Source organism: Oenococcus oeni (assembly GCF_020510245.1).
In the GTDB taxonomy this organism is placed as follows: Bacteria; Bacillota; Bacilli; order Lactobacillales; family Lactobacillaceae; genus Oenococcus; species Oenococcus oeni.
Map to the genome: position 1 here is coordinate 1,000,794 of NZ_CP084701.1, position 11,929 is coordinate 1,012,722.

Genomic DNA, 11,929 nt, shown 5'->3' on the forward strand with positions numbered 1-11,929 from the left:
AGCTGTCAAGTTTCTAAATCAGTAACAAATTATTTCGTTTAAAATGTCATCGATTTTTAAAACGGCCTTTGCCCCGTCGGCAATCAATTGATTTGTTCCATTTGAATTGTTCCGGTTTAAATCTCCCGGAATGGCCAAAACATTCCGATTCTCCTGTGTGGCATAAGCGGCAGTTATTAAACTACCCGATCTTTCCTTTGCCTCAACGACTAGCGTCGCAGAAGTTAGACCAGCCAGAATTCTGTTTCTAGCCGGAAAATGATACTGCTTCGGACGACTTTTCGGAAAATATTCGGATAACAACAAACCATCGGAAATGATTCGTTTTTGGATTGACTGGTTTTCGGCTGGATAACTAATATTGGTACCATTTCCGATAACGGCGATTGCCGTTCCTTGTTTTTCCAAAGCAAGTTGATGGGCATAAGCATCAATTCCTTTTGCCAAACCGGAAACAACAGCGATTCCGGAATCAATTATTTTCGGTACAAATTCCTCTAATATTTTTTTGCCGTAATTAGTCATTGTTCGTGTACCAACAATTGTTATCATCGGCGAATTAAGAAGATTAAGACTTCCTTCATAAAATAAAATAATCGGTGCCTGGTAAATTTCTTTTAATTGTTTGGGATATTCTCTATCACAAATAGCCAGAAAATTTAAACTACGATATTTCTCATATTCATTGATAAAATCTTCTAGAAAAGTTTTATATTCATTAACGACTGTTCCCTGCAAAAACTGATAATTTTCATATTTACCCAATAAATCGGTAAAATCTCCTTGGCTCAAAGGAAGATCGTTTTCAGACATTTGATTGTTTAGTATGTACTTATAAAAATAATGTTCTTGCTGAGGTGTCTTTAAAACAGCATGCAAAACAAACAAGTAATCGCGTAATTTCATATTGCCTCCTACTTGTTTGATACGAATATTTAAATCAGTTTTGAAATTGGAGCAAAAGTTTTTCGATGAATCGGTGTAATTCCGTATTCTAAAAGCGCTTTCTTTGCTTCACTTGTCAAATACCCAACGTTGCGTTCAAAACCGTATTCAGGGTATTTTTCGGCCATTTTAATCATAATTCGGTCACGATGACACTTGGCCAAAATTGAAGCAGCCGCAATTGAATTGGATAATTGATCGCCGTGAATAATTTTGAGCTGTTTTAAATTTAAATCAACAGCCATTGCATCAATTAGCAAAGCATCAGGCATTTGCAAAAGATTCATAACTGATCTTTTCATAGCTAATCTGGCAGACTGATATATATTTATTAGATCTATTTCCGTTACGGAAGCTTCACCAAAGGCAAAAAGACAGGATGTTTTTTTGATTTCTTCTTCCAATAAAAATCTTTGTCTTTTATTGAAACGCTTCGAATCATATGTTTCGGATACATTAAAATTGGCTGGCAAAATGCAAGAACAGGCCACGACCGGCCCTGCAACACAGCCTCTTCCAACTTCATCGATTCCAGCAATAATTTGATATCCTTCGTCATTTAATTCATTTTCAAATTTAAAACGAATCCGGAAAGAATCAATTATTTCCTCTAATTTCATAACTAATTATCTAAATAATCATCACCATAAAAATCAAGTGATATCAAACCAAATTTCCCGCTTCTAAAATCATTGATCAAACGCTGACTGGCACTTTCAAAATCTTGTCTCAATCCTAGCTGGCTCGTAATAGACATCAAAGCAGCGATTGGATTATCCAAAGGAAAATGGCTTATTTTATAACGGGTCGCGATTGCGGTCGGATAATTTTTTTGAAGAAAAGAAATTAACCAAAGAGCTAAATCGTCGGAAGCCAGCAGATTATCTTTAATACCCCCCAGAATTCCAATCTTTGTAGCAATTTCCTGATCTTCAAATTTTGGCCAAAGCAATCCAGGTGTATCCAAAAAAACAAGATTATAACGAGTTCTAATCCAATATAGAAAATGAGTAACTCCAGGTTTATTGGCTGTTCTAGCAATGTTTTTGCCGGCTAAATGGTTAATAAAAGTTGATTTGCCAACATTTGGTGTGCCAACGACTAATGCTTTTAAATTAGCGGCAGTATTATTTTTCGACAAATCGGCAAAAAAAGAATTATTTTTCAATTGACGAAGAAAATCCTTCGAAAGGACACCCATTTTTGCATCAGTAGTGAGAATACCGGAAAATTTATCTTTATTTTTGTTAATGAATTTTGTTACTTGGCGAGGATCGGCTAAATCGATTTTATTTAAAACAAGAAAAACCGGTTTAACAGCGATCATCTCCATAATTTGTGGATTTTGAGTTGTCTGAGGAGCACGGGCATCGACGATTTCCAAACTAAAATCGACTAATTTCATTTGTTCGCCAATTTCGCGAATCGTTTTTGCCATATGGCCCGGGAACCATTGAATTTGTTGTGTCATAATTCCTCCTCTGAAGCAAGAAAACGCCGCCAAGCTTCGTCGAATACTTCCATGCTCATTAAATAGGGAGCATTTTCTTCCAAATATTTTGAGATTTCATCAAAATTCTGTGACTGTTTAGGAAATTCCGAATCAAAAAAAGCTGCATTCGCAAATTCTTGAACTTCATCCGCATTTTCTGGTTTTCTCTGTGTCATTAACCACTCGTAAAAACCTCGACTTCTCATTTTAAACCACCTTGAAAAATTATTTTATTTTCGGGAAGATTAATTGTTTTAGCCTTAAAAGCTAACAATTTACCCGTCTTCATCTTCGCCAGATTTATAGAAATATCTTTTTTGGAAGAATCAATGCCGATAAAACTCGGTAGATCGGTTGTTGCTTTGATGTAACTCATTACTGTGCCGATAGGCAATGGCATAGAACCAGCTACTAATTTTTTCGCTTTTAGTAGAACGTTACCGTTTTTTGTTACGCTTGGATCGAAAATAACTCCAACATTGAGTTTAGACCCAAGAAACTTTATATCTCCATATACATAAACTTGTTTGGAATCGGCCGAAATTGATAGGTTTTTTATTTTTTGTTCCTTCAAAAACTTGGCCGAAATAGCATTCACTTGTTTTCTAGTCAGCACAACATTAAAAGTTGCATCACTATCTTGAATCGATGAGCGCGAATCTTTCGATTGGTAGCTATCACTGAAAAGGGCAAAAAATATGGAAAAAACCATTATTAAAATAATTGCTAATAATGACCAAAAAGCCAAAAACCATTTGTTTTTTTTAATTTTTATTTCTTTTGCCATATATTATTACTATTTACTGCCTTGAAAAGTTCTTTTGCCATATAATCGTAACCCAAGTTATTCGGGTGAAAATGATCGGCCTGAGAAATGTAATCATTCTTTATTTTAATGCTTCCGGATAAAACTGACTTTTGCGTCCTGTTTCCGACTTTACCGTTTGCAATCAAATCCTCGCTGGTTAATTTCTTGATTTGTTTGCTTGTTTGATACTGTCCATAAGTTAATTGGCGGAAAATCGATATGTAGTATCCATTAGTCTGTTGCTTTACCAACTTTTTGTTTATTGCATTATAAAGTTTCACATCTTGATTAATGTCTTTTCTGCTCGCCATATTAACAAAAGTTGGATTGTAGTTACCAAAAATAAAAAGTGATGATTTGCTTTTTCTTAAGACGGCAACTCTTTTCAATAAATTTTTCAAAGATGTCTCGTATTTGGCACTACTCTTTTTCACGGAACTAGTTAAACTACTGGCACTTTTTGTATCAACATTCTTTAATAATTCCTGCCTTAAATCATTTCCTCCGACGGTCATTATTACTAAATCGGCTTTTTTTAATAGTCGTTGCTGCTCTGATGACTGATTAATTCTTTTTAAAATTTGATCAGAACGGTCGCCTGGCTTTCCGAAGTCGTATGAGGAAAACTTATATTGAGGATAGGTTTTCTTGAGAAGTTTCATTACCCGTCCTGTATATCCGTGTTTTCCCGCAGTATCACCGACACCATAAGTTAGTGAATCACCCAAAAAAACAACCGTAATGTTTTGACTGCTTTCCTGCTTTGCGTCATTATTGCTTTTCGGCGTTAAAATAATCGAAATTACAAAAACACCGATAAATCCAAGAACTATCGCTGTTAAAATTTTTAAAAAAACTTTCATAGATATACTATTTATTCACCGTAATACAAAATACAAAGTGTGCCAATTCCGGTATGAGTAGCAACAATTGGCGAGGTGCCAAGCATAACCAATGGGGTATTCGGGAAAAGTTTTCTCAAACGATTCGAGAGCTCCTTGGCTTCTGGATCGGCATCAACATGCGAAACCCCGATTGAGTATATTTTCTTTAATTTTTGCATTCCATCAATAACTTGATCATAAAATTTACTAATCGATTTTTCGCCGCGGCCCTTGGAAATTGTTTTGATCGAATCATCAATAAATTCAAGGCCGACTTTAATGTTTAGCAAGGAACCAACTAAACCAGAAGCACGACTGATCCTGCCTCCGGCAATCAGATTTTTTAAGGATTCGAGACTGAGAAAAATTTTGGTTTGATTTTTTATTTTCGTGAGAAGAGAGATTATTTCTTCGATAGTCTTTCCTTCTTGAACCATTCTTGCCGCTGCTAAAACTTGAAAAGAGAGACCACGATCGATTGAATGCGAATCAAGAAAAATAACCTTCCCACTAAAATCTTTTGCCACCGTCGCGGCTGTTTGACCAGTACCAGACAAACCACCGCTAAGATGAATACTGAGGATTTGGGCTTCTGGATTCTTTCTTAAAATGCTTTCGTAAGTATCATAAAAATTTATTACCGCCGGTTGGCTTGAAGCAGGAAGCTTTCTGGCCATTTCCATTTTCTTAAAAAACTCGTTTCGAGATATATCGACACCATCCAAATAATTGTGATCGTTAATTAAAACTTGTAATGGAACAACACCAATATCATATTTTTTTATTTCTTCGTCCGTTAGGGCGGCTGAAGAGTCGGTAACAATTTTAATTATTGACATAACTAAAATTATACTTGATCGCTTTTATTTTTCCTCTCATAAGTCAGAAAATCAAAAGAATAAGCGTGTTTCTTATCTTGAGCATGATGACATTGGGAAACTAAACTAAAAGACTTTTCACTAAAATTTGGTGCAAATGTGTCTCCTTTAATATTAGCATCAACCAAAGTAATCAATAACCGATCAGCCATATTCATAAAACTTTCGTAAACGCTGGCTCCTCCTATTACATAAAGGGGTAAATGCTGTTCTTTTGCTGTATTGACAGCCTCGATTGGAGAATGCACGATTTTTACCTCCGGATCGTTGCTCTTAAAATCCATATTGGAAGTTAAAATAATGTTTAAACGTTTTGGCAATGCTTTTGAACCAAAAGACTCATAGGTTTTTCGACCCATTACCACTGCCTTATTTTTAGTTTCCTGGCGAAAAAATTTAAGATCATCCGGTAGGGACCATGGCAAGTGATTGTTTCTGCCAATTACATTATTTTTTGATTGTGCCCATATTGATGTAATCATCCTTTGCCTCCTTCAACAATCTTTGCTTATTGTTATTGATTTTTCCAAGAATAACCTTTTCTTTTAAATCTTCAATAATTTTTCCATAGATCGGCCCAACCGGAATTCCAATATTTTTCAGATCGATACCGTTGATATCGAGTTCGGAAAGATCATGTATTGCTAAGTTTTCATAATCACTTAATAAATTATTTCTGTCATCTCTTTTAATCGCCGACAACGCAATTGATATTTCCAAACCAGCATCGAATAAATCAAGTTTGCTTGGTTTGTCCTTTTCCAACAAATTAATTGATTTAAAAATTTGCTTCTTCAATTGATTGCTCATTTTCCAACTACCGAGATATTTTGTTAAACTAGATTCCCTTAGATTACTAAAAAAAATGAATCTGGTCCAGTTAATTGCGTGGCTCGATGATTGAATTCCAATGTAATTCCTGAATAAATCCGATTGATCTGTAATTAGTTCATGTCCTGGCAAAAAATCAACAATTCCCAAATCATACATTTGTCTCAGAGATCTTTGAGGATTTTTCCCGGCCAGTAATTTTGAAAATTCAACAAAAATTCGTTCTGTAGCAATATCATTCAAATTTTCTTTAATCATTTGACTTGCTCTCAAGGTTTCTTCTTCGATTTTAAAATCAAGCTGGCTGGAAAAACGAAAAGCGCGAAGAATTCTTAGAGCGTCTTCTGAAAAACGCTGTTTTGCATCTCCTACTGTTCTAATTATTTTCTTTTTTAAATCATTAAGACCTGAAAAATAATCAAAAAGTTCTCCTTCTTGGTTCATCGCAAAAGCATTAATTGTAAAATCGCGTCTTGATAAATCTTCTTTTAAATTTTTCGTGAACGATACGTTTTTTGGATGACGATTGTCCAAATATTTACCGTCGATCCGAAAAGTTGTGACTTCATATTTTTTCCCGTTCAAAAAAACTAAATCAGTACCATGTTTTTCACCAGCGTAATTATCTGCCGTTTTAAAAATCCTTTTCATTTCGTTTGGCAAAGCATCAGTCGTAATGTCAACATCGTGAATAGGTCTTCTAAGGATGGCATCACGAACCGATCCACCAACAAAGTAAGCTTGATAACCATGATTTTCCAAACAATTCAATACAGGAATCGCTTCTTTAAATTCATTTGTTAATTCAATTATCATTAAAGTAGATAACTTTCCATTTCAAAATCTTCCGGAACAATTTGCAAATATTTTTTTAAATAATTTCGAGCTCTCTCGATATTGGTAGTTTTAAAAACAAAAAAAGCGTCCTTAAGAAAAGATGGTTCTTCGGAAAAATATTCATCAACTCGTTCAAAAGATTTTTCTGCCTGTTTTTGTTGGTCAGAATTAAAATAAGCAAGGCCTAAATACCATAAATAATGCTGGTCAATCTCATCGTCTTCAATATGCCGATTAATCAAACTGATCGTCTGATCATATTCCTTTTCTTGAAGAAAATTATATGCAAGCAGACTAATCGCGTTAGTTTGCGATGGATCTTTTTTAATTATGAAATGAAGCTCTTTGTTGGAGGCAGTATAGTCACCAAGATCACTTTGGAGTAATGCTAATTTAAAACGAGCAAGCAAATTGAAAGGATCGAAACTCTTTGCTAGTTGGAGGGTGCGAAGCTGTTCTTTTGAATTTCCCTGTTTTTCATAAATGGAAGCCAAATTCAAGTAATCATCAAGGCTGGCTTCCTGATGATCAATATTTTCTTCGATTAGTTGTTGTGATTTTTCCCGATCACCTGATTGAAAGTAAGCCTGTGCCAAACTACTAATTTCTTTGCTGGACAAATTTTTCAGTCCAACTTTTTGAAATTCAGTGATCGATTCTTCGAATTCTCCATTTGAAGCAAGGGCCATCGCTAAACGCGCGTGTAAGTTTATCTTATTAATTAATTCATGTCCCTGATTAATCAGGTAGTCATATAGCTGGGCAGATTTGCCATTCTCTCCTTCGGCATCATAAAATTCTGCCAAAGCAAAACGAACGATTGGGTCACTACTAATGTTTTGCAAATCCAGTAGAACTCCTTCGGCTGATTCGGTCAGACCCTCGGACTCATATAAATCAGCTTTATCAATTTGTGCAGACAAATATAAAGAACTTTTTTGTTCTATTTTGTCTAAGTAGTCAAGAGCTTGATCGTCATTCCCTTCGTCGAGATATATTTCAGCAAGATCAAGATTAATCTGATCATTTTTATTGTCTTTTTCATTCAAGTTTTCTAATATACTTTTAGCATCATCAATAAAACCTTGAGAAATTAAGGATTCGGTTAAATCGATTAATTCATTTTCTGAGTCATTGGCAAGCGCTTTATTTATTAGATTCTGATTATTGAATTTGGAATCGGCAATATTTTGTAAGATTTGTTTCGAGTAATTAGCCATAAATCAATTCTAATAAAAAACCAGTCGATTTGACTGGTTTGTATATGATTACTTAACAGTGTCCTTTAAGGCTTTACCAGGTTTAAATGCCGGAACTTTCGATGCAGGGATTTTAATCTCAGCACCAGTTTGTGGATTACGGCCTGTGCGAGCTGCGCGATCACGAACTTCGAAGTTACCAAAGCCAATCAACTGAACTTTTTCGCCTTTTTTCAAATAACTTGCAATTGAATCAAAAACTGCATCAACTGCAGCCGTTGCATCTTTTTTGGTCAGATCAGTTGCCTTTGCAACTGAATCAACTAGTTCTTGCTTATTTGCCATTAATTTCTCCTGTTTATTATTTTTGTAAAATTCACGGCTACCATGCATTTCACTAATAAAAATTTAACACAAAATAGCCATGAAAAGTTAAAAAAATGCTTCAAAAGCCCGTCGTAGCGCGAATTGTAACCTGTTTGTCACAGAAAAAGCAAAAAAACAGTCAGCTATTTCCTTGCGCGAATTCTTAAACGAATTGGTGTTCCGGCAAAATCGAAATTTTTACGAATCTGATTCTCCAAATATCTTTCATAACTAAAATGCATTAGTTCCGGGTCATTAACGAAAATAGCAAAAGTTGGAGGAGCAACAGCAACCTCTGTTGCATAATAGACACGCAAACGTTTACCGTTTTTTGTCGGTGTCGGATGAAGTGCAATTGCATCAAGAATCGTTTGATTGAGAATTGAAGATTGAATTCTCATTTTATGGTTATTATCAACTTTAATAGCCATTTCAGGAATTTGATCTAGTCTTTGGTTCGTTTTAGCGGAAACAAACATAATCGGTGCATAATCCAAAAACTTGAATTCTTCCCGAATTTGTTCCGTAAACTGTTTCATAGAATAATTATCTTTTTCGATTGCGTCCCATTTATTGACAACAATCACGACAGCCCGGCCTTCTTCGGTTGCAAGACCGGCAATGTGTTTATCTTGATCTTGAATTCCGGTTGAAGCATCGATTACTACTAAAATTACATCAGCACTTTCAATTGCCATCTGTGCCCTTAAAACAGCATACTTTTCGGTACTCTCGATCACTTTTCCAGATTTTCTGATACCGGCCGTATCGCTAATCGTAAAAACATTTCCTTGGTTGTCTTCAAACTGCGAGTCTACCGTATCACGAGTTGTTCCTTGAATATCACTAACAATTGAACGATTTCGTTTAATTAAAGAATTAAAAATTGATGATTTTCCAACATTCGGACGACCAATAATTGCGATTTTAATTTGATCTTCCTGATCCTGATCAGATACTCCACCATTGGTCCCGTTTTTAAAAGCATCGACAATATCATCCAACAAATCAGCAACTCCATTGCCGTGAACAGCAGAGATTGGGTATGGATCGCCAAGTCCAAGCGAGTAAAAATCATAGATTAAATCATGCTGTTCGATATTATCCAAGTGATTTACCGCCAAGTAAATCGGTTGTTTTGATCTATAAAGAACTTTCGCGACTAATTGATCATCCTTGGTAATACCATTATGACCGTCGACAACAAAAATAATCGCATCAGCCTCTTTGATTGCTAATTCGGCCTGTTCCTTAATCTCTTTAATAAAAACATCGTTTGATGCGGATATTCCACCAGTATCGATGACGGAAAATTCGCTGCCATTCCACTCAGCCTTTTCGTACAAACGGTCACGGGTTACTCCAGATATGTCATTCACGATTGCTTTTCTCGTACCAACGATTCGATTAAATAAAGTTGATTTTCCAACATTCGGTCTTCCAACTATTGCAATTGTATATTTTTTACTCATCCTTATAAGCATACAGAAAACACGCAGTCATGCGCGTGTTTTGACGATTTTCAAAATTTTATTAACCACTTGATCAACTGTCAAATTGCTCGTGTCAATTTCGATTGCATCATCATCCTTTCTTAGAGGACTGATTAAACGGTGAGAGTCCTTATAATCTCGAGCAACGATTTCTTTTTTTATATCGTCCAAAGTGGCGGAACTCCCTTGTGCTTTATTCTCTTTAAAACGACGAATTGCTCTTTGATCAACACTGGCGATTAAAAATATTTTCACGTCGGCGTTAGGCAAGACGGTTGTACCGATATCGCGACCATCCATAACAACCGAGGAATTCTCAGTCATTTGTCTCTGTCTTTCAGTCATCTCATCACGAACTTTTTGATACGAAGAAACCAATGAAACATTGTTTGTTATCTCTTGGGATCTTATCGCTTCAGTAACATCTTGGTCGTTAAGGATGACCTTTTGAACTGGATCAGCCGGAATAAAGTTCAAAGAAATTAAAGGAATTTTTTCAGATATTTCCTGTTCATCCTCATAATCAATTTGATTGATTTTGGCATAAAGCGTCACCGCCCTATACATTGCACCGGTATCAACATAAACAAAATTAAATTTTTTTGCGACAATTTTTGCGACCGTGGACTTACCTGACCCGGCCGGTCCGTCAATAGCAATCTGCATATTAATTTCCACTAACTTTCAGAACTTGGCCTGGAAGCAGAGTTGAACCGGGTGTTAAACCGTTTAATTCATAAAGTTCCTCGACGGTCAGGCCATAAAGAGATGCAATATGATAAGCACTATCGCCGGATTGAACCGTATAAGTCGTCGCTGTCGAAGAAGAACTAGTTTCAGCACTGCTGTCTTCTGTTACCGAACTAGAAGATTCTGCAGCTTCGGTGGACGAAGAATCAGCTGCTGCCGTAGATGAAGATGCATCAGCAGCTGAACTCTGACTGCTGCTTGCCGCGCTGCTCGATGATGCAGATGAAGAACTGCTTTTCTTAGTAACTGAAGCCGTTGAACTAGCAACGCTTTTACTGCTATCGCCCTTCTTTGCAATCGAACCGATTGTAGGAATCGCCAACAAAATCACAAGTGTTGCAATAGCAAAAGCAATAATGACCTTACTGTTAAGCTTGCTCAAAAAGCCGGTACCATTTTTTTGGTTATCTGTTTTATTTTGCTTGGAACTTTTCTGGTAATTGTTTGGGTTATAGCCATTTTTTGGTTTACCAAAATTGCTCTGATCCTTATATTGCTCTTGGTCTTGTTGCTGCGGTTGGTTAGGAGATGCAGTACCTTGATTGGACTGACTGTACTTATTTGAGGCAAAAAAAGGTTCGGGTTTATCAGAAGAACTTTGTTGTCCTTGATCATTGAACTGTTGATAAAAACTCTGATTCTGTTCAGCTGAATTCTGGCCAAAATTAAAATCCTGGTTATTTCCGTTTTGATTATTCAGATTTCCTTGATCTTGACGAGACTGATTAAAGGAATCAGAAGAACTTTGTTGTCCTTGATCATTGAACTGTTGATAAAAACTCTGATTCTGTTCAGCTGAATTCTGGCCAAAATTAAAATCCTGGTTATTTCCGTTTTGATTATTCAGATTTCCTTGATCTTGACGAGACTGATTAAAGGAATCAGAAGAACTTTGTTGTCCTTGATCATTGAACTGTTGATAAAAACTCTGATTCTGTTCAGCTGAATTCTGGCCAAAATTAAAATCCTGGTTATTTCCGTTTTGATTATTCAGATTTCCTTGATCTTGACGAGACTGATTAAAGGAATCAGAAGAACTTTGTTGTCCTTGATCATTGAACTGTTGATAAAAACTCTGATTCTGTTCAGCTGAATTCTGGCCAAAATTAAAATCCTGGTTATTTCCGTTTTGATTATTCAGATTTCCTTGATCTTGACGAGACTGATTAAAGGAATCAAAGGGCGAGGAAGAATTAGAATTAAACGACTTAAAAAGATCATCATCGGAAGCTGAATCTACTGATTTGAAATTAAAACTATTATCTTGTTCCGACGTTGAATTACTATTCGGATTAAAAGGCCGGTATGCCCGTGTATCCTCAAAAGAATCAGAGTTTCCGCTACTTAAAGGTCGGAAAGGCGCCGCGCTCGATTTTTTTGAATTTCTATCTTCGTTATCTTCGTTTGGATCATATGGTTGAAAATCACTCATTTTTACCTCGTACA

General features: G+C 35.9%; 14 protein-coding genes. All 14 read right to left on the minus strand.

Annotated features, from left to right (window positions below; translation table 11 throughout):
• Window positions 1–18: 18 nt before the first annotated feature.
• On the minus strand, window positions 19–906 hold the full coding sequence (gene dprA / locus J3U91_RS05285; protein WP_002820442.1) for a DNA-processing protein DprA: 888 nt from the start codon (window positions 904–906) through the stop codon (window positions 19–21).
• A gap of 29 nt (window positions 907–935) precedes the next feature.
• Window positions 936–1,565 (minus strand): ribonuclease HII, encoded by a 630-nt coding sequence (locus J3U91_RS05290; protein WP_002820443.1) that lies wholly within the window; start codon window positions 1,563–1,565, stop codon window positions 936–938.
• A 2-nt stretch (window positions 1,566–1,567) separates the two neighbouring features.
• Window positions 1,568–2,416 (minus strand): ribosome biogenesis GTPase YlqF, encoded by an 849-nt coding sequence (gene ylqF, locus J3U91_RS05295; RefSeq protein WP_002820444.1) that lies wholly within the window; start codon window positions 2,414–2,416, stop codon window positions 1,568–1,570.
• Window positions 2,413–2,643, minus strand: coding sequence for a YozE family protein (locus J3U91_RS05300; protein WP_002817141.1), 231 nt, complete (start codon window positions 2,641–2,643; stop codon window positions 2,413–2,415). The genes ylqF and J3U91_RS05300 overlap by 4 nt, the downstream gene beginning before the upstream one ends.
• On the minus strand, window positions 2,640–3,224 hold the full coding sequence (locus J3U91_RS05305) for a YpmS family protein (protein WP_002820446.1): 585 nt from the start codon (window positions 3,222–3,224) through the stop codon (window positions 2,640–2,642). Before J3U91_RS05305 ends, J3U91_RS05300 begins: the two co-directional genes overlap by 4 nt.
• Window positions 3,209–4,108 carry an SGNH/GDSL hydrolase family protein gene (locus tag J3U91_RS05310; RefSeq protein ID WP_002820448.1) on the minus strand — a complete coding sequence of 300 codons (900 nt, stop codon included), beginning with the start codon at window positions 4,106–4,108 and terminating at the stop codon, window positions 3,209–3,211. Before J3U91_RS05310 ends, J3U91_RS05305 begins: the two co-directional genes overlap by 16 nt.
• A gap of 11 nt (window positions 4,109–4,119) precedes the next feature.
• Window positions 4,120–4,968: a DegV family protein gene (locus J3U91_RS05315; RefSeq protein ID WP_002820449.1), complete on the minus strand. Its 849-nt coding sequence runs from the start codon at window positions 4,966–4,968 to the stop codon at window positions 4,120–4,122.
• 8 nt (window positions 4,969–4,976) lie between these two features.
• Window positions 4,977–5,489, minus strand: a complete 513-nt coding sequence (locus J3U91_RS05320; protein ID WP_002820451.1) for a dihydrofolate reductase — start codon at window positions 5,487–5,489, stop codon at window positions 4,977–4,979.
• Entirely contained in the window at window positions 5,455–6,654 is a 1,200-nt protein-coding gene (locus tag J3U91_RS05325; RefSeq protein ID WP_002820452.1) for a CCA tRNA nucleotidyltransferase, read from the minus strand. The genes J3U91_RS05320 and J3U91_RS05325 overlap by 35 nt, the downstream gene beginning before the upstream one ends.
• Window positions 6,654–7,895 (minus strand): tetratricopeptide repeat protein, encoded by a 1,242-nt coding sequence (locus J3U91_RS05330; protein ID WP_002820454.1) that lies wholly within the window; start codon window positions 7,893–7,895, stop codon window positions 6,654–6,656. Before J3U91_RS05330 ends, J3U91_RS05325 begins: the two co-directional genes overlap by 1 nt.
• A gap of 48 nt (window positions 7,896–7,943) precedes the next feature.
• Window positions 7,944–8,219, minus strand: coding sequence for an HU family DNA-binding protein (locus J3U91_RS05335; RefSeq protein ID WP_002820455.1), 276 nt, complete (start codon window positions 8,217–8,219; stop codon window positions 7,944–7,946).
• A 164-nt stretch (window positions 8,220–8,383) separates the two neighbouring features.
• On the minus strand, window positions 8,384–9,712 hold the full coding sequence (gene der, locus J3U91_RS05340; RefSeq protein ID WP_002820457.1) for a ribosome biogenesis GTPase Der: 1,329 nt from the start codon (window positions 9,710–9,712) through the stop codon (window positions 8,384–8,386).
• 27 nt (window positions 9,713–9,739) lie between these two features.
• On the minus strand, window positions 9,740–10,399 hold the full coding sequence (gene cmk / locus J3U91_RS05345) for a (d)CMP kinase (RefSeq protein ID WP_002820458.1): 660 nt from the start codon (window positions 10,397–10,399) through the stop codon (window positions 9,740–9,742).
• A 1-nt stretch (window position 10,400) separates the two neighbouring features.
• Window positions 10,401–11,915, minus strand: coding sequence for a LysM peptidoglycan-binding domain-containing protein (locus J3U91_RS05350; RefSeq protein ID WP_004164896.1), 1,515 nt, complete (start codon window positions 11,913–11,915; stop codon window positions 10,401–10,403).
• Window positions 11,916–11,929 lie beyond the last annotated feature (14 nt).